Source organism: Nonomuraea helvata (genome assembly GCF_039535785.1).
Classification (GTDB): Bacteria; Actinomycetota; Actinomycetes; order Streptosporangiales; family Streptosporangiaceae; genus Nonomuraea; species Nonomuraea helvata.
This window is the reverse complement of record NZ_BAAAXV010000009.1, coordinates 1,098,784-1,120,379: the sequence shown is the minus strand read 5'-3', so window position 1 is coordinate 1,120,379 and position 21,596 is coordinate 1,098,784. Positions and strand designations below refer to the sequence as shown.

Sequence of the window (21,596 nt, the reverse complement as noted above, 5' to 3'; positions counted from 1 at the left end):
ATGCACGGCAATCCGATGCCGGACTCCTACGTGTATGTCACGGAAGAGGGCGTCACTCGTCACTACGCGGACGGTAGCGTCGAGGCTCTCGCATGGGAGGACGTGGTGGAGGTCCGTGTCGTCACCGAATCCGGGGAAGACGTTCTCTATATCCTGCTCGACCGCGACGGCGAGGGCTGCGTCGTTCCGCGCTCGGCCACGGACGCCACATTCCTGGCACGCCTGCGTTACCTGCCGGATTTCGACCTCGAACGGCTGACCCTGGCCGCCGACTCCACGCAGGACGGGGTTGTGGTCGTCTGGCGCAGTCCGGACCCGCCGTCCGCATTGCCGGATCTGGAGTACGACTAGCGGGTTGATAGGGCAGCAACCTGGCGAAATGAAGCCGTAAACCGCACGTTTTCCCAGCCAGACCGCTGCACTTATGGATCGTTCCGTCAAGCCCCAAGACCACCCTACATTCGTCCGGTTGTGGACATTTGACGTTATTCCCCCTGATGGAATCGATCTTTACTCTTTAGTGGGGGCCGCCGCCCTTGATTGTGCGTGGGACTTGTCAACCCATGTGGTTCAAGGAACGTCAAGTTATCGCGGTGCACAGAGTTGTCAGGGTGGTGCTATGAGGGTGGGGACTGAGGAGTCCGCTGTCGTGCTCCTCGGGGCCGTGCCGCGCCGCGCGTCCAGCATCTGGACGCGCGCGTACTTACGGCTCCTGTTAGGCGGGGACACGGTGTGCGCTCTGCTGGCATGCGTCTGCGTGCTCGGCGTCCGGCTGATGGCCGGCGTGTTCATCCCGCTGGTCGAGTTCATGCTCGGATTCGGGCTGGTCGTCGCGTGGCCTGTCGCGCTCATGATGGGCGGGGCGTATCGCCAGCGCGCCAACGGCGAGGGAACGGAGGAGTTCAAGGCCGTCTTCAACGGCGGCGTCGGCCTGATGGCCACGGTCGCCATCATGGCCTATGCCACGCAGACCGTCATCGCGCGTAGTTTCGTGATGGCGATGCTGCCGCTGGCGCTGCTGGCCACGCTCTACTACCGCTACCAGATGCGTAGACGTCTCCACCGGAAGAGAGCGGTGGGCGACTACATGCGCCAGGTGATCGCGGTGGGGCATCGGGAGTCGATTCTCGACCTGGTGATGCAGTTCAGGCGCCAGCCGTACCACGGGATGCAGGTGGTGGGAGCCTGCCTGCCCGAGAGCGCGATGGACGTCGATCTGGACGGCATTCCCGTGCTCGGCTCCTTCGGCGACGTGGCCGAGGTGGTCGAGCGCGAACAGGCCGACGCCGTGGCCGTGCTGGCCTGTCCGGAGCTCGACGGGGCCGCGCTGCGGCGCCTGGCCTGGAGCCTGGAGACCGCGCGTACCGATCTCTTCGTCGCCCCGGCGCTCATGGACGTGGCCGGGCCGCGCATCAGCATCAGGCCGGTCGCGGGGATGCCGCTCCTGCACGTGGAGCACCCCGAGTTCGACGGCACGAAGCAGGTCGTGAAGACCGTGTTCGACCGCCTGGTCGCGATGATGGCGCTGCTGGCCCTGGCGCTGCCACTGCTGGCCATCGCCCTGGTGATCCGCCTCACCAGCCACGGGCCCGCGCTGTTCCACCAGACCAGGGTCGGCAAAGGCGGCAAAGACTTCCGTGTCGTGAAATTTCGTACGATGGTGGCTGATGCGGAGCAGCTCAAGGACGCCCTCCTCGATGCGAACGAGTTCGACGGGGTGCTCTTCAAGATTAGGAACGATCCAAGGATCACTCGGGTAGGCGCTTTCCTGCGGAAATACTCGCTCGACGAGCTCCCCCAGCTGCTCAACGTCCTACGCGGCGAGATGTCCCTCGTCGGCCCGCGCCCACCACTGCCGGAGGAGGTGGGCAAGTACGGCGCCGACGTCCGCCGCCGCCTGGTGGTCAAGCCGGGCATGACCGGCCTCTGGCAGGTCAGCGGCCGTTCCAACCTGACGTGGGAGGAGTCCGTACGCCTCGACCTGCGGTACGTGGAGAACTGGTCGCTCATCCTCGACCTGCAGATCCTCTGGAAGACCTGGTCCGTCGTCACCCGTGGAGAAGGGGCTTACTAGCGGTGAAAGCACTCGTGCTCGCCGGGGGGGTCGGGCACACGGCTCCGACCCATCACGCACACCTCGGCCAAGCAGTTGGTGCCGGTCGCGAACAAACCGGTCCTGTTCTACGGGCTGGAGGCGATCGCGGCGGCGGGGATCAGGGAGCTCGGCCTGGTGGTCGGGGACACCCAGCCGGAGATCGAGGCGGCCGTGGGCGACGGCTCCGCGTTCGGGCTGCAGGTCACGTACCTGCGGCAGGAGGCGCCGCTCGGGCTCGCGCACGGCGTGCTGATCGCCCGGGAGTTCCTCGGCGACGAGGACTTCGTCATGTACCTGGGCGACAACTTCATCGTGGGCGGCATCAACGGCCTGGTGGACAGGTTCCACAGGGAGCGCCCCGCCGCGCAGATCATGCTCACCAAGGTCGGCGACCCGCGCCAGTTCGGCGTGGCCGAGCTCGACGCCCAGGGCCGCGTGGTCGGGCTGGAGGAGAAGCCCGCGCGGCCCAAGAGCGACCTGGCGCTGGTAGGGGTCTACCTGTTCGGTCCGGCCATCCACGCCGCCGTGGCGGAGCTCAAGCCGTCCTGGCGGGGCGAGCTGGAGATCACCGACGCCATCCAGTGGCTGATCGAGGAGGGCCTGCGTGTCGAGTCCTCGGTCATCTCCGGCTACTGGAAGGACACCGGGAACGTCACCGACATGCTGGAGGTCAACCGGCTGGTCCTGGAGTCGGTCGAGCCCCGGGTGGACGGCCAGGTGGACGCGGCCAGCGAACTGGTGGGCCGCGTCGTCGTCGAGCGGGGCGCGGTGGTCGAGCGCTCCAGGATCGTGGGGCCGGCCATCATCGGCGCGGACGCGCGGATCCGCGACAGCTACGTCGGCCCCTTCACCTCCATCGGAGCCCGCTGCGCGGTCGCCGACAGCGAGATCGAGTACTCGATCGTGCTGCCCAGGGCCTCGATCAGCGGCGTCCGGCGCATCGAGTCGTCGCTGATCGGCCACGACGTCGAGGTCACCCCGGCGCCCAACACCCCCAGAGCCCACCGTCTCGTGCTGGGCGATCACAGCAAGGTGCAGATCAGTTCATGATGCGAATATTGGTGACTGGGGGCGCGGGCTTCATCGGCTCCCACTTCGTCCGGAGCCTGCACGACGGGCACGTGACAGTGCTGGACAAGCTCACGTACGCCGGCAACCGCGCCAACCTCGACGGCGTGCGGCACGAGTTCGTGCACGGGGACATCTGCGACGCCGAACTGCTCAAGAGCGTCGTCCCCGGCCACGACCTCGTGGTCAACTTCGCGGCCGAGTCGCACGTGGACCGGTCGATCGAGGGCGCGGCCGAGTTCATGCGCACGAACGTGCTGGGCGTCCAGACCCTCCTCCAGGCGTGCCTGGAGGCAGGGGTGCCGAAGGTGGTCCAGGTGTCGACCGACGAGGTGTACGGGTCGATCGACAGCGGCTCGTGGGACGAGGCCGCGCCGCTGCAACCGCGCTCGCCGTACGCGGCGTCGAAGGCGGGCGGCGACCTGATCGCCCGCGCGTACGCGATCACGCACGGGCTGAACGTCTCGATCACCAGATGCGGCAACAACTACGGCCCGCGGCAGTACCCCGAGAAGGTCATCCCGCTCTTCGTCACCAACCTGCTGCGCGGCAGGAAGGTCCCGCTGTACGGCGACGGCGGCAACATCCGGGACTGGATCCACGTCGAGGACCACTGCGCGGGCATCCGCCGGGTCGCGGAGAAGGGCGAGCCGGGCGAGGTCTACCACATCGCGGGTACGGCCGAGCTGACCAACAAGGAGCTCACCGCGCGCCTGCTGGAAGCCTGCGGCCGGGACTGGGACATGGTCGAGCAGGTCGAGGACCGCAAGGGCCACGACCGCAGGTACTCGCTGGACGACTCCAAGCTGAGGGCGCTCGGCTACCGGCCCGAGATCGCGTTCGAGCAGGGGCTCAAGGACACCGTCCGCTGGTACGCGGAGCACCGCGACTGGTGGATCTCGTGATCGGGTGGTCACGCCGGGAGGCGGCATGAGATGGCTCATCACGGGGGCCGGCGGCATGCTCGCCGCCGACGTCCTCCAAAGGACGGCGCTGACCGGCGAGCCGGTGCTCGCGCTCGGCCGCAGCGAGCTGGACCTGCGCGACAGGCGCGCGGTACGCGACTTCGTGTCCGCGTACCGCCCCAGAGTCGTGATCAACTGCGCCGCCTGGACGGCGGTGGACGACGCCGAGACCCATGAGGCCGAGGCGCTGGCCGTCAACGGGCACGCGGTGCGCTGGCTGGCCGAGGCCTGTGACGTGGCCGGCGCGCGGCTGCTGCACGTCTCCACCGACTATGTCTTCGACGGGGCCGCGCGGGTGCCGTACCGGGAGGACGCGCCGACCGGGCCGGTCAGCGCGTACGGGCGGACCAAGCTCGCGGGGGAGCGCGCGGCGCTGGAGCACGGGCACTACGTGGTGCGCACCGCCTGGATGTACGGGGCGAGCGGGACGAACTTCGTGCGGACCATGATCCGGCTGGCCGGGGAGCGTCCCGCGATCGACGTGGTGGACGACCAGCGCGGCCAGCCCACGTGGACCGCCGACCTGGCCGACTACCTCGTCCGGCTGGCGCAGTCGGACCTGCAGCCGGGCGTTTACCACGGCACCAGCGCGGGCGAGACCACGTGGTGCGGGTTCGCCAAAGAGATCTTCACGCTGCTCGGCTCCGACCCTGAACGCGTGCGGCCCGTGCCCAGCACCGCCTACCCCCGCCCGGCCCGGCGGCCGGCCAACAGCGTGCTCGCCCACACCCGCTGGGAGCCGATCCGGCACTGGAGAGCGGCCCTGCACGCCGCGTGGCCGGTTATGAGGGGGCCGATCATGGCGGGGGAAAGGGTGGGGGCGGGGCCTCAATGCAGCGTGGCGTAGAACTCCATGCACGTCCCATAGTCCGGCAGCAGCCCGGCCGCCCGAGCCTGCTCGAGCGACGGGGCCTTGGCGTCCTTCTCCGACAGGACGGGCTCCAGGCCGGACGGCCAGTCGATGCCGATGGCCGGGTCGAGCGGGTGAACCCCGTGCTCACGACCCGGGCTGTACGGCTGCGAGCACAGGTACACGACCGTGGCCTCCTCGCTCAGTGCCATGAACGCGTGACCGAGACCTTCGGCGATCAGCACGGCGCCTCTGGTCTCGTCGTCCAGCGTCACCGCCTCCCACTGGCCGAACGTGGGCGAGCCCACCCGGACGTCCACGATCACATCCATGATGCTCCCGGACAGACACATCACATATTTCGCCTGGCTGGGCGGGACCTCCGCGAAATGTACGCCCCGGAGCACCCCCGCCCTGGAAACGGAGCAGTTGACCTGGGCCACATCCAGCCGGTGCGGCAGATCCGCCGCCCTGAACGCCTCGAGGAAACTGCCACGAGGGTCGGCATGAACGCGCGGCGTGTAAAGCCACGCGCCGTCGATCGAGAGGCGATCCATGATCGCAGCATGCCAGACCTTGTCCGCCATTCAAGCCGACCGAGAGGGAAAGCTTCATGATGACCGCCGTCTTCTTCAACAGCGGCGTGGACGACGAAACGCGCCGCGAAATGCTGTTCAAGGGCGAGGTCTTCGTCTATTCGGCCGCACCGGCCACCACCGAGCTGGTCGGCTTCGCGAGGGAGCTGGTCCACGACGCGTTCGGCGGCCTGGACCCGGAGACCGCGCAGCATGAGATGCCGGTCGAGGAGTTCGCGAAATTACTCGCCGAGCTCAAACCGCGGTTCATACACCATCCCCGGTGCAAGGAACTGCTGCCGGCGGTCATCGAGGAGCGCGGCTGCGACCTCGGGCAGACCTATTTCGACCTGCCGAGGCTGCGTACGTCGACCTCGAACGACTATCTGGTCTCCGGCATCTCCTACGCCTTCCACCCGCATCGCGACTGCTGGTACTCGGCGCCGTTCAGCCAGGTCAACTGGTGGATCCCGGTGTTCGGGGTGACCCCCGAGAACGTCATGGCCTTCCACCCGCGCTATTTCGACCAGCCGGTGCGCAACGGCAGCGCGGGCTACGACTACGCCGAATGGAACAGGACGAGCCGGCACAGCGCCGCGGCCCACGTACGCAGCGACACCCGCGTCCAGCCGCGCCCCGAGGAGTCGATCGAGCTGGAGCCGCAGGTCAGGGTGGTGCCGGAGGCCGGTGGGACTTTGATGTTCTCCGGCGCGCAGCTCCACTCCACCGTCCCGAACACCTCGGGCAGGACCAGGTTCAGCATCGATTTCAGGACCGTCCACATCGCCGACGTGCGCGCGCACCGCGGGGCCCCGAACGTGGACGCCGAATGCACCGGCACCACGCTGCGGGACTTCGTGCGCTGTAACGATCTCGCCCCGATACCCGAAGATCTCGCGCTGGAGTACGAGGCCAAGGCCCTGGCTGGAGTGAGCTGAATGACCATCTGCCGACTGTGCGGCGCCGAGGGGCTCGCCGGGGTCGTGGACCTCGGGGCGACCCCGCCCTGCGAGCTGTTCCTGACCGCGGAGCAGCTCGACGCGCCGGAGCCCACCTACCCGCTGCATCTGCGGGTCTGCACGAGCTGCTGGCTGGCCCAGCTGCCGCCGCTGATCACGCCGGAGGAGACGTTCACCGAGTACGCCTACTTCTCCTCCTACTCGACCTCCTGGGTGGAGCACGCGCGGAGGTTCGTGGACGGCGCGGAACTGCGCCCCGACTCGTTCGTGGTCGAGGTGGCCAGCAACGACGGCTACCTGCTCCAGCACGTCGTGGAGCGGGGTGTGCGCTGCCTGGGCATCGAGCCGTCCGCGAACGTCGGCAGGGCCGCCGTCGACAAGGGTGTGCCGACGCTCACGGAGTTCCTGTCGCCGGAGGTCGGCCGGCGGGTACGGGCCGAGCACGGACCCGCGGACCTGGTCGTGGCGAACAACGTGTACGCGCACATCCCGGACGTCGTCGGCTTCACGAAGGGCCTGCGGGCGCTGGTGGCCGACGACGGCCGGGTCTCCATCGAGGTGCAGCACCTGCTGACGCTGATGGAGCTGAACCAGTTCGACACCATCTACCACGAGCACTTCCAGTACTACACGGTGGCCTCGGCGCAGCGGGCGCTCGCGAGCGGCGGGCTGCACCTGGTGGACGTCGAGCTGCTGCCGACGCACGGCGGGTCGATCAGGCTGTGGGCGCAGCCCGCCGAGGCGCCCGTCTCACCCCGGGTCGTCGAGGTGCTGGCCCGCGAGAAGGCGGCCGGGCTGCATGAGCTCGCGGGTTACGAGGACTTCGCGAAGCGGGTGGCCAAGGTGCGGCGGGACCTGCTCAGGTTCCTCATCGACGCCGCCGACGCCGGCAAGACCGTGGTCGGGTACGGCGCCCCGGGCAAGGGGAACACGCTGCTCAACCACTGCGGGATCCGGCCCGACCTGCTGGCGTACACGGTGGACCGCAATCCGTACAAGCATGGCAGGTTCACTCCGGGGTCGCGGATCCCGATCCACGCCCCGGAGCGGATCGCCGAGGACCGGCCCGACTACGTGCTGGTGCTGCCGTGGAACCTGCGTGACGAGCTGGTCGAGCAGCTCTCCTACGTACGCGAGTGGGGCGGCCGGCTGGTCTTCCCGATACCGGGTCTGGAGGTCGTCGGATGAAGGTCGTCCTCTTCTGCGGCGGGCGCGGCACCAGGATGCGCAGCGACCTGGCCGGCGGTGACATGCCCAAGCCGATGCAGATGGTCGGCCCGCGCCCGCTGGTCTGGCACGTCATGCGGTACTACGCGCACTTCGGGCACAAGGAGTTCATCCTGTGCCTCGGGTACGGCGCGCAGCACATCAAAGACTTCTTCCTGAAATATCAGGAGACGGGGTCGAACGACTTCATCCTGCGGAACGGGCAGATCGAGCTGTTATCCACGGACATTTCCGACTGGTCGGTGTCGTTGATCGACACCGGGCTCGACTCCCCGATCGGCGAGCGGCTGCGCCGGGTCAGGCCGTACCTGGACGGCGACGAGATGTTCCTGGCCAACTACGCGGACGTGCTGACCGACGCGCCGCTGCCCGAGATCATCGGTCGCTTCGCCGCCTCCGACGCGGGCGCCTCGATGATGGTGGTCCCGCCGACCAACACCTTCCACGTCATCGACGTCAGCGAGGGCGGGCTGGTCGGCGGCATCACCCCGGTCAGCGAGATGCCGCTCTGGGTCAACGGCGGCTTCTTCGTGCTGCGCCAGGATGTCTTCGACCACATCCCGGAGAACGGCGACCTGGTCGCGGACGGCTGCGCGGAGCTGGCCAAGCGGGGACGGCTCCTGGCCTACCCGCACCGCGGCTACTGGCGGCCGAGCGACACCGTCAACCAGCGCCTCGAGCTGGATCGTTCCTGGGCGCGGGGCGAGCGGCCCTGGGCGCTGTGGGAAGCATGATCGGCCTGCGGCCCGCGCGGCGGGACGAGGTCGTCGCGCTCGGCGCCCACTGCGACGACATCGCGATCGGCGCCGGCGCGAGCCTGTACACGATCTGCCGGTCCCGCCCGGGGACGCGCGTGCACGCGCTCGTGCTGTCCGGGGGCGGGAGCGCGCGCGAGGAGGAGGAGCGGGCGGCGCTCGCGGCCTTCTGCCCCGGCGCGGACCTGCGCCTCACCGTGCTCAAGCTGCCCGACGGGCGGCTGCCCGCGCACTGGGACGAGGCCAAGAACGCCCTGGAGGACCTGAGGGCGCAGGCCGACCCTGACCTGATCCTCGCCCCATGGACGGGCGACGCGCACCAGGACCACCGGGGCCTGGCCCAGCTCGTGCCGACGGTCTGGCGCGACCATCTGACGCTCGGCTACGAGATCGTCAAGTGGGACGGCGATCTCGGCCGCCCCTCGGTCTACCAGCCGCTGGACGACGAGGTGGCCGAGACGAAGGTCCGGCTGCTGCAGGAGCACTACCCGTCGCAGCGGCACCGCCCCTGGTACGACAGGGAGGCCTTTCTCGGGCTCGCCCGCATCCGCGGCATCGAGTGCGGCGCCAGGTACGCCGAGGCCTTCCATGTGAACAAGCTGACCATCGATCTGGCTGGAGGCTGATCTTGCGGATTCTTCTGACCGGGCACCAGGGATACCTGGGGAGCGTGATGGCCCCCGTGCTGTCCGCCGCGGGGCACGAGGTGATCGGCCTCGACTCCGGCCTGTTCGCCGACTGCGTGCTCGGGCCCGGGGTCGACGACCCGCCCGGCTACACGGTCGATCTGCGGGACGTCTCCGCCGAGATGCTCGAAGGCGTCGACGCCGTGGCGCACCTGGCCGCGCTGTCGAACGACCCGCTCGGCTCGCTGGCGCCCGAGCTGACCTACGACATCAACCACCACGCGTCGGTACGGCTGGCGCGGCTGGCCAAGGACGCCGGGGTGCGCAGGTTCGTCTACGCCTCCACCTGCTCGGTCTACGGCGCCTCCGGGGGCGACGAGCTGGTGAACGAGGACGCGCCGCTGCGGCCCGTGACGCCGTACGCGGAGTCGAAGGTCAGGGTGGAGGACGACCTCGTCAAGCTGGCCGACGCGGACTTCTCGCCGGTGTTCATGCGCAACGCGACGGCGTTCGGGTTCTCCCCGCGCCTGCGGGCCGACATCGTGCTGAACAACCTGGTGGGCCACGCCGTCCTCTCCGGCGAGGTGCTCGTCCTGTCCGACGGCACCCCGTGGCGGCCCCTGGTGCACGCCGAGGACATCGCAGAGGCGTTCCTGCGGGCGATCGAGGCGCCGCGCGACGCCGTGCACGCCACGGCGTTCAACGTGGGCTCGGAGACCAACAACGTGACCGTGGCGGAGATCGCCGGCGAGGTGGTCGACGCCGTGCCCGGGGCCGTACTGAAGATCACCGGGGAGGCCGGCAACGATCCGCGCTCCTACCGGGTGGACTTCGCCCGGATCCGGGCGGCGCTGCCCGGCTACAGCGCCAGGTGGACGGTCAGGGCGGGCGCGGAGGAGCTGGTGGCGGCGTACCGGACGTACGGGCTGACCAGGCACGACTTCGACCGGCGCTTCACCCGGCTGACGCGGCTGGCCGACCGGCAGGCGGCCAGGAGCATCGACGCGGAGCTCCGCCCGTGAACGGTGACCAGATGCACGCGCTCGTCGAGCGGCTGTACCCGATCTGCCGGAGCATCACCGGCGACGGAGTGCGGCGCACGCTGGAGATCGTCGGCGAGCACCTGCCGCTGACGGTCACCGAGGTGCCGACGGGGACCGAGGTGCTCGACTGGAACGTGCCGAAGGAGTGGAACATCCGCGACGCCTACGTCAAGGACCTCTCCGGGCGGCGGGTGATCGACTTCCAGGAGTCGAACCTGCACGTCGTGGGCTACAGCGTGCCGGTGTCGGGGACGTACACGCTGGAGGAGCTGCGGCCGCGCCTGCACACGCTGCCCGACCAGCCCGACCTGGTCCCCTACCGGACCAGCTACTACGTCGAGACCTGGGGGTTCTGCCTCAGTCAGAACGCGCTCGACGCGCTCGGCGAGGGGCCGTACGAGGTGCTGATCGACTCGACGCTCGAGGACGGCTCGCTGACCGTCGCCGAGCATGTCGTGCCCGGGCGGCTCCCCGACGAGGTGGTGATCTCCTGTCACGTGTGCCACCCGTCGCTGGCCAACGACAACCTCGCGGGCGTCGCGGTGGCCGTGGCGCTGGCGCTCAAGCTGAAGGAGCCGCGGTACACGTACCGGTTCCTGTTCATGCCGGGGACGATCGGGGCGATCACCTGGCTGGCACGCAACCGGGAGCGCGTCCACCTGATCGCGGCCGGGCTGACGCTGGCGTGCGCGGGCGATCCCGGGTCGCTGACGTACAAGCGGAGCAGGCGCGGCGACGCCGAGATCGACCAGGCCGTCGAGCAGGTCCTCGAAGACCGGCCGCACCGGGTGCTGGACTTCTCCCCGTACGGGTACGACGAGCGGCAGTTCTGCTCGCCCGGGTTCAACCTGCCGTTCGGCGGCCTGACCAGGACGCCGTACGCCGGATACCCGGAATATCACACCTCAGGGGACAATCCGGGGTTCGTCACGCCGGAGGCCATGGAGGACACGCTCGACGTCCTCACGCAGGTGGTCGGGGTGCTGGAGGGCAACCGCACCTACGTCAACCTCAGCCCGTACGGCGAGCCGCAACTGGGCAGGCGCGGGCTCTACGGATCTCTTGGCGGAAGGAGTGACACGAAACAGGCGCAGATGGCGATGTTATGGGTGTTGAACCTGTCCGACGGGGAGCACAGCCTGCTTGACATCGCCCGACGATCCGAGTTGCCGTTCGCCGCCGTGGAGAGGGCGGCCCACGCTCTGCTGGATGCCGGACTGGTGAGGGAGAAGGCGTGATGGATCTCAGGGTCGGAGACGTCGTCGAGGTACGCGGGGAAGCCGAGATCCTGGCCACGCTCGACGATCGGGGCGAGCTCGACGGGTTACCGTTCATGCCGGAGATGCTCCGCTTCTGCGGCAAGCAGATGACCGTGCACAAGGTGGCGCACAAGCTCTGCGACACCCAGACCCGTACAGGGCTCCGCAAGATGGACCGTGCCGTCCATCTGACCGGCGCGCGTTGCGACGGGTCCGCGCACGGCGGCTGCCAGACGGCCTGTTCCATGTACTGGAAGGAAGCCTGGCTCAAGAAGGTCGCGGCGGACGCGGCGCCCAGCGCGGGTGACGCCCGGCTGCTGCCGCTGCTGGAGATCAACACGCGCAGGCCGCCCGGCGACGACGGCGGGGAACGGTACTCCTGCCAGGCCACCGAGCTGCTGCGGGCCGCGCCGACCTGCCTGCCGGTCAGGAGCATGGGGCAGTACGTCGACGACGTGCGCAGCGGCAACGTGGGCGCGCTGCGCACTCTGCATGCTCTGCTCATCGGGATCTTCAACCGGGCGCAGGAGGTCAGCAAGCGGGTCCTGCCTCCGTGGTTGCGCCTGAAGGAGGGCAGGCGCTGGGGTTTCCTCAAGCCGGCGCTGCGCGGCAAGACTCCGTCCACGCTGCTCGACCTGCAGCCCGGAGAGCTCGTACGCGTGCGCTCGAAGGCCGACATCCTGGCCACGCTCAACGAGCACATGCTCAACCGCGGCCTCGGGTTCGAAGAGGAGATGGCCGCCTACTGCGGCACGGTCACGCGCGTCCATGCGCGGATCGACCGCTGCATCGACGAGCGCACCGGCGAGATGCTCACGATGAAGACTCCCTGCGTCACGTTGGAGGACGTGGTCTGCAAGGGTCTGCACAGCCTCAACTGCCCGCGCGAATTCGTGCCCTTCTGGCGCGAGATCTGGCTCGAACGCATCACGACGTAACAGAGAAAAAGGAACGTATGGAAGAGACACAGCGCGTCGACGAGATCGGGGCACAAGCGGGTCGTGGGCTGCGCTGGAGCGTGCTCGGGAATCTGATCACCCGGGCGGGCTCGTTCGCCATGGGACTGGTCCTCGCCCGGGTGCTGGCGCCCGACGACTTCGGCATTTACGCGGTGGCGCTGGCGGCGACGCAGATCGTCATGCACATCAAGGACGTGGGCATCCAGGCGGCGACCATCCACTGGCGGGGCCGCCTGGAGGACATGGCGCCCACGGCGACCGTGCTCAGCTTCGCCGTCACCACCAGCGTGTACGGCGGGTTCTGGCTGTTCGCCCCGGTCTTCGCGAGGATGTCCGGCAACGAGGAGGCCACCGGCGTGGTGCGGCTCCTCACCTCGATCATCCTCATCGAGGCCTTCACCGCCGTGCGCAGCGCGGCACTCCTGCGCAGGTTCCAGCAGGACAAGCTGACCCTGGCCATCATGATCGGCTTCGTGGCGAACGCGGCGGTGGCGATCACGCTCGCGCTCACCGGCGCGGGCGCGTACTCCTTCGCCTGGGGGCAGGTCGCCGCCTCCCTGGTCACGGGGGTGCTGATCTTCTTCTGGGGATGGCTGCCGATCAGGGTGGAGCTCAACCGCGAGATCGCCGGCAAGCTGCTGAAGTTCGGCATCCCGTCGGCCCTCGGGTTCGGGCTCGAGGCCATCCTGGTGAACTCCGACTATGTCATCGTCGGCGACGTGCTCGGCGCCCAGCAGCTCGGCTACTACCTGCTGGCGTTCAACGTGTCGAGCTGGGTGCCAGGGATCATCGGCACCGCGCTGCGCTACGTGTCCTTACCCAGCTTCTCCCGCCTGTCCGAGGATCCCGCCGCGCTGTCGGAGGGGGTGCGCAGGTCGGTCCCCGTGATGGTGGCGTTCGTGCTGCCGCCCGCGCTGGTGATGGCCATCCTGGCGCACCCGCTCATCACCTTCCTGTACGGCGAGCGGTGGGACTTCTCGGCGGGCGTGCTGCGCTGGCTGGCGGTGCTGATGGTGGTCAGGATGCTCATCTCGTTCCTGGCCGTGGACATCCTGACCGGGCTCGGCGCCACCAAGACCACCGTCCTGCTGAACCTCTGCTGGGCCGTCGTCCTGCTGCCGTCCCTGGTGGCCGGGGCGCACATCGGCGGCATCCGCGGCGCCGCCATCGCGCACGCGCTGGTCGCGGTGCTCGTCGCGGTGCCCTTGGCGCTGGTCATCCTGCGCCGGGTGGGGGTACGGCTCGCGCCCGTGCTGCCTTCCCTGGTCCGCCCGGCCGTGGCCGCGGCCGTCGCCGGGGCCGTGATGCTCGCCATGGAACGGTTGACCGGCGCCGGCCCCGCGCTCGTGCAGCTCGTCGTCGCCGGTGGGGCGGGAGTACTGGTATTCGTCATGATCGCGGTGCCCGGAGCGGTGCTGAAGAAGCTCGTCAGAAGGAGTGCTTGATGGCATTCGCCGACACGATGGTCTCCGTGGGGCTGCCCACGTACAACGGTGCCGACCGCGTCGAGAAGGTGATCACTTCGGTCCTGGCCCAGGACCACCCGAACATCGAGCTCGTCATCTGCGACAACGCCTCCACCGACCGCACCGAGGAGATCTGCCGCGACTGGGCCGCGACCGACAGCCGGGTGGTCTACCACCGGCAGCCGACCAACATCGGGCAGATCCCCAACTTCACCGACGCCATCCGGCGGGCGCGGGGCGAGTTCTACCGGTGGGTCGGCGACGACAACTGGCTGTCGCCCACGTACGTCTCCCGTTGCCTGGAGGTCTTCGCCGCCGACGAGCGGCTGCTGCTGGTCAGCACCCAGCAGGCCTACACGGGCCCGGACGGCTCCACGCGGACGGCCCCGTACACCGGGACCGGCTACCTTTCCGACGACCCCGTGGACCGCTTCGCCGAGGCCCTGAGGATGCTCAACGAGGACCCGTTCGCCATGGACCCCCTCTACGCCCTGATGCGGCGCGAGCGGATCATGCGGGTCAACCGGGGCCCGATCATGCTGCGCGAAGACGAGATCTTCGCCGCGCGGATGGCGCTGGCAGGGCCGTGGGGCCACGTTCCGGAGATCCTGGCGGGGCGCGACTGGGAGGTGCAGCACCTGGCCGACATCGCTCGCAAGATCGGCGCGCCGGCCTGGCAGGTCCGCGTCTCCACGCTGTTGCAGTGCAGGGAGTTGCTGCGGGCGCTCGACGAGGTCGAGCTGACCGCCGCGCAGCGCAGGAGAGGACGCGCCGTCGTGGCCTCGATGTACGTGCGCAGGCATGGTGTGACCGCTGTGCGACGGGGGCGGAAGCTCGCGAGAATGGCCGCGCTCCGGTCAAATCGATAATGATGTAACGAATAGCCCGAAACTGGCGAGTACGGATTGATCGGGGGATCAGAGAGGGAGTCCGTACATGCTGACCACCGTCTATTCCAACAGCAACGTAGACGACGAGACGCGCCGGGGGCTGATCTTCCAGGGTCAGGTCTTCGTCTACTCGGCGTCGCCCGCGACCAGAGAGCTGATCGCCTTCGCCCAAGAGATGATCGCGGAGGCGTTCGGCCCGCTCAACCCACAGACCGCGCAGTTCGACATGCTCGTCGAGGACTACACGCGGCTGCTCGCCGAGCTCAAGCCGAAGTTCATCCACCATCCTCGGTGCCAGGAGCTCCTGCCCGCGGTGTTCGAGGACTTCGGCTACGACCTCGCGAACACCTATTACGACGTGCCGCGACTGCGGACCTCCACGTCGGACAACTACCTCACATCGGGCATCTCGTACGCCTACCACCCGCACCGCGACTGCTGGTACTCCGCGCCTTTCAGCCAGGTCAACTGGTGGATTCCGGTGTACGAGGTGGTGCGGGAGAACGTGATGGCCTTCCACCCCCGCTACTTCGACCTTCCGGTGCGCAACGGCAGCGCCCGCTACGACTATGCGGTCTGGAACAGCGTGGACCGGCCCAACGCTCCCAAGCACATCTACAGCGACACCCGGCAGCAGCCCAGGCCGGAGGAGCCGATCGAGCTCGAGCCACAGGTCCGGATCGTTCCAGAACCCGGCGGCGTCATCATGTTCTCCGGCGCCCAGTTGCACTCCACGGTTCCGAACACCTCGGGCCGCACCCGGTTCAGCATCGACTTCAGAACGGTCCACATCGACGACGTACGGACCCGCAGGGGCGCTCCCAACGTGGACGCGGCCTGCCTCGGCACGACCCTGCGGGACTTCAGGCGGGCCACCGACCTCGAGCCCATCCCGGAGGAGCTGGCCCTGGCCTACGAGAGCGAGGCCCTGAGCCTGGCCCACCAGGACGGTTAGGCGCCCCGCGCCCGCGACAACCGGTCCCGCACCGCCGCGCGCAGTGCGGGACCGCTGCGATAGCGCTGGAACGGCAGCTCGAACACCGCCGCGAACGCCCTGGCGAACAGCAGCGACACCGGCACGGCGATCGCCAGCAGCCCCCAGAACCTCCCCACGCCGGGCTCCAGGCGCGGGGCGACGAGGAAGTGGTTCACCGCGACCACGATCGGCGCGTGGACCAGGTAGAGGCTGTAGGAGAACGAGCCGAGCGAACGGACCGGCCGGGTGTCGAGCAGCCGCACCAGCGGTCGCGGTCGCCCGCCCGCGACGGCCGCGAGCAGCAGCCCGGCGGCGGGCGCCAACGCGAGGTCGATCCAGAAGAAGTTGGCCACCGTCCAGGTGGAGCCCTGGACGGCGATCATGACGATCACCGGTGCGACGGCCATGGCCGCCAGCCAGTGCAGGGGCCACCTGACCGGCGCGCGGACCACTCCGGCCGCCACCACCCCCACCGCGAACAGCACCGCGAACTGCGGGGTCAGCCGCATCAGCGTGGCCACCACGGGCAGGTGGGCGGCCAGCACGCCTACTGCCACGACCACGACGGTGACCGCCGCCGCCATCGCCGCCGGGCCCAGCCGGCGCACGGCCAGCAGCAGGAGCGGGAAGACGAAGTAGAGCTGCGCCTCGATGGCGATCGACCAGAACGCACCGTTCGGGCTGGGCGAGCCGAACACGTCCTGCAGCAGCAGCCCGTACACGACCACGGTCTTGCCGGTGGGCAAGGGCTGGCCGGGCTGCGGGACCAGCAGCCACGCGACCGCGAGACTGAACAGCAGTGCCGCCCAGTACGGCGGGAGGATGCGCCAGGCGCGGCGGCGGGCGAAGCGGCGAAGGCCGTTGAGCCGCCAGTCCGACCGGGCGGGGGAGACCGCCAGGGAGAAGCCCGACAGGGCGATGAAGACGACGACCGCGAAGTGGCCGTACAGCAGCCAGCCCGCCCATCCGGGACCCGTGTCGGCGGGAAACCCGGGGAAGGACAGCAACCAGCAGTGATGCAGGACCACGAAGAGCGCGGCCAGGCCGCGGATCCCGTCGAGCCCGCCCAGCCGGGCGCCGGTCGCCGCGCCTGTCGTGGAGACCGTCGTCCGCACCGAGTCCATTGCCCACCCCCGTACCGGCCTGCTCTCGGCCACCGGGGGTATATCGGGACAGGCCGGGCTCATGTAACAGGTCCTGTAACGGGCGGCGCGATAAGGGCGATGTCCTGATTGGAACGGTTTTTTCGGGGGATGGCGACGCCCTGTTGCTGTGAGTATCGGGCTGGGGATTTATGGAATTCTGGAAGGCCATTCTGGGCCTTGCCCGTCAGAAGTTCATCGGCATCCCGGTGGCCGTTCTGACCGTGGCGTTGGCATGTGCCGGATATTTCGCGTTACCTGAGCGCTATGTGGCCAGCGTCTCCATGGTCCTGGTCGCGCCGTCAGGTGGCGGCTCGATCGATCGGACCAAGCCGCTGGCACAGACGAACCCGCTGCTGCAGTTCTCCGACGACCTGCGGACCACCGCCAGCATCCTGATCCTGGCGATGAACACGCCCGACGTGTTCAAGTCCGTCGGCGTCACCGAGGACGGGCCCACCCAGCTCACCATCGACGACGGGCGCAGCAACCCGACCCTGCTGGGCGTCGGCACCACGGGCCCCTTCGTCTACGTCCAGGTGGAGGGCGACTCGCCGGGCACGGCCACCAAGGTGCTGGGCGCGGCCCAGGAGCGGCTCAAGAAGGAGCTGGAGAACCGGCAGAACGAGCTGAAGGCGCACCCCATCACGTTCGTGCAGCTCGATGACGTCGTACGGCTCGGTCCTGAGCCGGACATGTCGGCCAAGCTGCAGGGGGCGGTCGGTGGCGCGCTGCTCGGCCCGGTGATCGGCTTCGGCGCGGCGTATGCGGTCGTACGGCGGAAGCTGACCCTTTCCGCGCGGTTGCAGGGGCTGGCGAAGGCGGCGCCGGAGCCCGCGGAGCCGCAAATCGCCTCCACGCCGACTGCCACGCCGGTCTCCGCGTCGGCGGAGCCGCAGCCGGAGGAGAAGCCCGCACCCCAGGAAGATCCCGATCACGTACCCGAGGACGTCAAGGCCACGCAGAACTTCCGGGTGGCGAGCCCGTCCAACGGCACGGGACCGGGCCTGGGCGGCCTGGACGAGACGGGTCCCATCGACGTGGTGCGGGCCAATCACAACTGACCCGCACGCGCGCCCGCCGCTATCCGCGCCGCGACACCAGGTCCGCGAGCGCGGGCGGCACCCACCGCTTGGCCGTCTGACGGAAGCTGCTCTTCCACTCCTCGCCCGGCCGCTGCTTGAACTTGGTGTCGTGCTCGTCGAGCGTTTCGTCGGCCGGGCGGCCGTTGGTGTAGTAGTACAGCGCCATCGACCGGCGGGCGCGGTCGTCGGGACAGGTCAGCGGCTCCGGGTGGCCGTGGTTGGCGTCGTCCGTGGTGGCGAAGAGCACGAACCGGTTGAACACCGGCAGGATCTTGTGCTCGCACCGGGTCATGTCCTTGTTCCAGAGCTGCAGGTGGCCCCCGTACGACTCCTCCCAGTCCTTGTTGAGATAGAGCAGGCCGTTCAGCCGGCGGTCGAGGTTGAGCCTGCGGTGGCGGTTGAAGTCGACGTGCACTTTGAGATATCCGCCCGGCTTGATCTGGTGCAGCCCCCCGCCGTCGTAGTGTGGATCGGACACGAGATGCTCGATGCCGCTGAGCCGCTCCAGGAAGTCGACGAAGACCTGGCCGTTGAACTCGGCCAGCAGGTGCCGGGTCGCCGGGCCCATCCGCTCGGTGTCGGCCAGCGCGAGCTTGATCTCCTTGGCGTTGTCGAAGCGCTGCCACTCGGCGTCCCGCGGCTCCGGGAACTCCGCGAGCACCGGCTCCAGGACTTCGGAGGGCAGGAAGTCGTCGATCACCACGTGCCTGAAGGGGCTGGCCTTGGTGAAGCTCTCCCGGAGGCTGTCCGCGAGCGGAAGGAGCTCGTCGCGGTTGAAGGTGAAGCTCTGCGTCTGCTGCATAGGTGCCGTCCCGACCCTCGAAGTGACCGCAAATACCCCGAGACGGACATCGGGACATGCCGTTATCTCGTTACAAATTTCCTGGTAACGCCGGATACCCGAATGTCCGATGACCCAGGCGAGGCCCGTAATCCCGGCTCAGGAAGGAAACGTCTTGGACTTCTGGGGGACAGTCCTGGTCGTGATCCGGCGATGGTACGTCACCGTGCCCGCGTTCCTGCTGGCCCTGGGCGTGTCGTTCGCCGTATACAGAACGATCCCGACCATCTACCAGTCGAACGCGGTGCTCGTGCTCACCGTGCCGGTCTCGGGCGGGAGCGTTCCATCGAATCCCGACTACCCGAACCCGCGGACCAACCCGCTGCTCAACTACAACGGCGCGCTCAACGTCTCCGCCTCGATCCTGCTGCAGGCGCTCAGCGCGCCGGAGACGGCGGCCAGGCTCGGGGCGCCGCCGGGCGGCCAGACGACGTACATCGTCCACAACGGCAGCCCAAACCCTGAGTTGCTGGCCAACGGCCCCTTCGTGATCATCGACGTCAAGAGCCCCTCGGCGGAGACGGCCCACGCGCTCGCCGTCAAGCTGGTCCAGCAGGCCAAGATCGAGCTGGCCGCGCGCCAGAAGCTGGTCCAGGCGCCGCCGAGCACGTACATCCAGCTGACGGAGATGGTGCCGCCGACCTCTCCGCAGGAGCAGCGTGGCGGGAAGAGCCGCTCGGCCGCGGCGGTCCTGGTGCTCGGCCTGTTCGCCGGCCTCACCGCCGGATTCGCCGCGGAGAGCGTCGCGACGGGGCTGCGCCGCAGGCGGCAGGGTGAGCCGGCGCCGGAAGAGCCGGCCGCCTCCGCCCCGCGGGACGAGCCGCTGGCGCTGCGCTCATGAGCGCCCCCGCCGTCACCGCGAGGCCCGTGCTGGCCAGGCCGTATCCCGCCGACGGCGCGACGGTCGGCGTCGTGTTCGTGGCGATCCTGATGATCGTCCCGGCGCGGCTGGTCTTCCGCGGACTGTCGTTCGCGATCACGCCGGCCGAGGCCGTGGGCCTGTTCGCCCTGGTGTGGTGGCTCTGCTCGCACTTCACCGACACGCTGGGCGCGGCCAAGGGCCGGACGCTGGTCCGCAGCGCGGTGTTCGTCTATGTCGCCTCGCTGGTGGCCACGTACGCCTATGCGACGGCCGGCAACCTGCCCAGGGACGAGCTCGAGCTTGCCGACCACATGCTCGTGACCGCGATGGCGATGATCGGTGTCGTGCTGCTCATCGTGGACGGGGTGCGCGGCAGGGCCAGGCTCGACGTCATCCTGAGGGCCGTCGCCGTGATGGGGGCGGTCCTCGGCGTGATCGGGGCGGTGCAGTTCCTGTTCAAGTTCGACCCCACCAGGTACATGGTCCTGCCCGGTCTGCGGTTCACCCAGGAGGAGCTGTTCATCCTGGAGCGAAACGGGCTGAGCAGGGTGGCTGCGACCACCGGGCATCCCATCGAGTTCGCGGTCATGTGCGCGATGATCCTTCCGATCGCCCTGCACCTCGCCTTCCGCGCCCGCGAGCAGGGCAGGCCGTCCCTGCGCTGGTGGGCCTGCGCGGGCCTGATCGCGGCCGGGATGGTCTTCTCGGTATCGCGCTCGGCCTTCGTCGGTCTGGCGGGCGCCACTGTGGTGCTGCTGATCGGCTGGCCGCGGACGCGGCGCCTGCTCGCGCTCGGAGCGATGCTGCTGTTCCTGGGGGCGGTCAAGGTGGTGGTGCCCGGCGTGCTCGGGGCCATCATCGACCTGTTCACCAACCTGTCCAACGACTCCAGCCTGCGCTGGAGGACCATGGACTACGCCGCCGCCGCCGAAGAGATCGGCAGGCACCCCTGGCTGGGCCGTGGCCTCGGCACCTGGTACGCCCCCAAATACCTGGTCTTCGACAACCAGTACATCCTCACGACGGTGGAGACCGGGATCATCGGGGTGCTCGCCTTCGCCGGCCTCTTCGCCGCCGGGATCTGGTCCGCGCTGCACGCCAGGCACCTGCTCTCCGACCCCGCCGACCGCGATCTCGGGCTGACGCTGGCGGCCTGCCTGGTGGTGCCGCTCATCGGCGCGGCCACTTTCGACCTGCGCTCGTACGCCGTGATCACCGGGCTGTCGTTCCTGCTGGTGGGCTCGGCGGGCGCGTTGATGCGGCACGCCAGGTTCACCCGAGCAGCCGCGCCTGTGCCTCCTTCCACGACCCGGCGGAGAGATCCCGAGAGCTGATCGACGTCACCGGCAGCGGCCAGGCGATGGCGAGGTCCGGGTCGTCAAAACGCACGGAGATGTCCTCGGACGGGTCGTGCTCCCGGTCGATCCGGTAGCAGGTGTCGGCCTGCTCGGTGAGCGCCTGGAAGCCGTGGAGCAGGCCCGCGGGCACGTACAGGCAGGCGAACGTCTCGTCGTCGAGCACCACGCTCATGCTCCGGCCGTACGTCGGCGAGCCCGGCCGGGCGTCCACCAGCACGTCGTGGATCGCGCCGCGGGCGCACCTGACCAGCTTGGCCTCGCCCTGCCCGGTACGTCCGTGCAGCGCCCTGATCGTGCCCAGGCGCGAGCGGGACTGACTGTCCTGGATGAACGCGGCCGGATCGAGCCCGTGCTCCTTCGCCACCGCCGCGTCGAACGTCCGGGTGAACAGTCCCCGGTCGTCGTGGTGCGGGGTCGGGACGAAGAGAAGAACGCCCTCCAGGGCGCCTCGCTCCACTCTCATGCCCACATACTCCTAGCTGCGCCGTACTTCCTGCCAGACCCATGCGTAACGGAAATCTCGGAAATGCCGATGACCTCACGGAAGGGTCGGGATGTGGCTCGGCCAGAAGAAGGAGCGGGGACATTCCGGCGG

The 21,596-nt window shown here is 69.0% G+C and carries 22 protein-coding genes; 18 read left to right on the top strand and 4 right to left on the bottom strand.

All coding sequences use genetic code 11. From position 1 onward, the window contains the following. From ABD830_RS38050 to rfbD, 5 genes are all read left to right on the top strand, one after another. Complete coding sequence (locus ABD830_RS38050) at positions 1-351, top strand: hypothetical protein (protein ID WP_344998464.1); 351 nt, start codon at positions 1-3, stop codon at positions 349-351. 268 nt (positions 352-619) lie between these two features. Next, a complete protein-coding gene (locus tag ABD830_RS38045; RefSeq protein WP_344998462.1) occupies positions 620-2,074 on the top strand; it encodes a sugar transferase in 1,455 nt (484 codons plus the stop codon). 78 nt (positions 2,075-2,152) lie between these two features. Next, positions 2,153-3,145: a glucose-1-phosphate thymidylyltransferase gene (locus ABD830_RS38040; protein WP_344998460.1), complete on the top strand. Its 993-nt coding sequence runs from the start codon at positions 2,153-2,155 to the stop codon at positions 3,143-3,145. After that, positions 3,145-4,068 carry a dTDP-glucose 4,6-dehydratase gene (gene rfbB / locus ABD830_RS38035; protein WP_345002217.1) on the top strand — a complete coding sequence of 308 codons (924 nt, stop codon included), beginning with the start codon at positions 3,145-3,147 and terminating at the stop codon, positions 4,066-4,068. Before ABD830_RS38040 ends, rfbB begins: the two co-directional genes overlap by 1 nt. A gap of 25 nt (positions 4,069-4,093) precedes the next feature. Continuing rightward, positions 4,094-4,975 (top strand): dTDP-4-dehydrorhamnose reductase, encoded by an 882-nt coding sequence (gene rfbD, locus ABD830_RS38030; RefSeq protein ID WP_344998458.1) that lies wholly within the window; start codon positions 4,094-4,096, stop codon positions 4,973-4,975. Here the strand turns inward: rfbD and ABD830_RS38025 are convergent. Continuing rightward, positions 4,957-5,535, bottom strand: coding sequence for a dTDP-4-dehydrorhamnose 3,5-epimerase family protein (locus ABD830_RS38025; protein WP_344998456.1), 579 nt, complete (start codon positions 5,533-5,535; stop codon positions 4,957-4,959). The genes rfbD and ABD830_RS38025 overlap by 19 nt on opposite strands. Positions 5,536-5,591: 56 nt before the next feature. On the opposite strand from ABD830_RS38025, the gene ABD830_RS38020 reads away from it, so the two are divergent. The 10 genes from ABD830_RS38020 (at position 5,592) to ABD830_RS37975 (ending at position 15,692) form a co-directional block, all read left to right on the top strand. Continuing rightward, entirely contained in the window at positions 5,592-6,491 is a 900-nt protein-coding gene (locus tag ABD830_RS38020; protein ID WP_344998454.1) for a phytanoyl-CoA dioxygenase family protein, read from the top strand. Continuing rightward, complete coding sequence (locus ABD830_RS38015; RefSeq protein ID WP_344998452.1) at positions 6,492-7,700, top strand: methyltransferase domain-containing protein; 1,209 nt, start codon at positions 6,492-6,494, stop codon at positions 7,698-7,700. It begins immediately after the preceding gene. Further along, a complete protein-coding gene (locus ABD830_RS38010; protein WP_344998450.1) occupies positions 7,697-8,473 on the top strand; it encodes a glycosyltransferase family protein in 777 nt (258 codons plus the stop codon). The genes ABD830_RS38015 and ABD830_RS38010 overlap by 4 nt, the downstream gene beginning before the upstream one ends. Next, the gene (locus ABD830_RS38005) at positions 8,470-9,120 is read left to right on the top strand and encodes a PIG-L deacetylase family protein (RefSeq protein ID WP_345002216.1); all 651 of its coding nucleotides are present in this window, start codon (positions 8,470-8,472) and stop codon (positions 9,118-9,120) included. The genes ABD830_RS38010 and ABD830_RS38005 overlap by 4 nt, the downstream gene beginning before the upstream one ends. 2 nt (positions 9,121-9,122) lie before the next feature. Further along, complete coding sequence (locus tag ABD830_RS38000) at positions 9,123-10,142, top strand: NAD-dependent epimerase/dehydratase family protein (protein ID WP_344998448.1); 1,020 nt, start codon at positions 9,123-9,125, stop codon at positions 10,140-10,142. Next, a complete protein-coding gene (locus tag ABD830_RS37995; RefSeq protein ID WP_344998446.1) occupies positions 10,139-11,401 on the top strand; it encodes a DUF4910 domain-containing protein in 1,263 nt (420 codons plus the stop codon). The genes ABD830_RS38000 and ABD830_RS37995 overlap by 4 nt, the downstream gene beginning before the upstream one ends. Then, positions 11,401-12,360 carry a hypothetical protein gene (locus tag ABD830_RS37990; protein WP_345002215.1) on the top strand — a complete coding sequence of 320 codons (960 nt, stop codon included), beginning with the start codon at positions 11,401-11,403 and terminating at the stop codon, positions 12,358-12,360. The genes ABD830_RS37995 and ABD830_RS37990 overlap by 1 nt, the downstream gene beginning before the upstream one ends. Before the next feature lie 17 nt (positions 12,361-12,377). Further along, positions 12,378-13,826 carry a lipopolysaccharide biosynthesis protein gene (locus ABD830_RS37985; protein ID WP_344998444.1) on the top strand — a complete coding sequence of 483 codons (1,449 nt, stop codon included), beginning with the start codon at positions 12,378-12,380 and terminating at the stop codon, positions 13,824-13,826. Continuing rightward, positions 13,826-14,716: a glycosyltransferase family 2 protein gene (locus ABD830_RS37980; protein ID WP_344998442.1), complete on the top strand. Its 891-nt coding sequence runs from the start codon at positions 13,826-13,828 to the stop codon at positions 14,714-14,716. The genes ABD830_RS37985 and ABD830_RS37980 overlap by 1 nt, the downstream gene beginning before the upstream one ends. 67 nt (positions 14,717-14,783) lie before the next feature. Further along, the gene (locus ABD830_RS37975; RefSeq protein ID WP_344998440.1) at positions 14,784-15,692 is read left to right on the top strand and encodes a phytanoyl-CoA dioxygenase family protein; all 909 of its coding nucleotides are present in this window, start codon (positions 14,784-14,786) and stop codon (positions 15,690-15,692) included. Here the strand turns inward: ABD830_RS37975 and ABD830_RS37970 are convergent. Beyond that, entirely contained in the window at positions 15,689-16,837 is a 1,149-nt protein-coding gene (locus ABD830_RS37970; RefSeq protein ID WP_344998438.1) for an acyltransferase family protein, read from the bottom strand. The genes ABD830_RS37975 and ABD830_RS37970 overlap by 4 nt on opposite strands. Positions 16,838-17,007: 170 nt before the next feature. On the opposite strand from ABD830_RS37970, the gene ABD830_RS37965 reads away from it, so the two are divergent. Next, complete coding sequence (locus ABD830_RS37965; RefSeq protein WP_344998436.1) at positions 17,008-17,919, top strand: GumC domain-containing protein; 912 nt, start codon at positions 17,008-17,010, stop codon at positions 17,917-17,919. Between the two features lie 19 nt (positions 17,920-17,938). On the opposite strand, the gene ABD830_RS37960 is transcribed toward ABD830_RS37965, so the two are convergent. Continuing rightward, a complete protein-coding gene (locus ABD830_RS37960) occupies positions 17,939-18,742 on the bottom strand; it encodes a 2OG-Fe(II) oxygenase (protein WP_344998434.1) in 804 nt (267 codons plus the stop codon). Positions 18,743-18,923: 181 nt separating this feature from the next. On the opposite strand from ABD830_RS37960, the gene ABD830_RS37955 reads away from it, so the two are divergent. Both ABD830_RS37955 and ABD830_RS37950 read left to right on the top strand, forming a co-directional pair. Beyond that, on the top strand, positions 18,924-19,622 hold the full coding sequence (locus tag ABD830_RS37955; protein WP_344998433.1) for a hypothetical protein: 699 nt from the start codon (positions 18,924-18,926) through the stop codon (positions 19,620-19,622). Next, positions 19,619-20,977: an O-antigen ligase family protein gene (locus ABD830_RS37950; protein ID WP_344998431.1), complete on the top strand. Its 1,359-nt coding sequence runs from the start codon at positions 19,619-19,621 to the stop codon at positions 20,975-20,977. Before ABD830_RS37955 ends, ABD830_RS37950 begins: the two co-directional genes overlap by 4 nt. Here ABD830_RS37950 and ABD830_RS37945 read toward each other — a convergent pair. Continuing rightward, positions 20,916-21,464: a dTDP-4-dehydrorhamnose 3,5-epimerase family protein gene (locus ABD830_RS37945; RefSeq protein ID WP_344998429.1), complete on the bottom strand. Its 549-nt coding sequence runs from the start codon at positions 21,462-21,464 to the stop codon at positions 20,916-20,918. The genes ABD830_RS37950 and ABD830_RS37945 overlap by 62 nt on opposite strands. Positions 21,465-21,596: the final 132 nt, after the last annotated feature.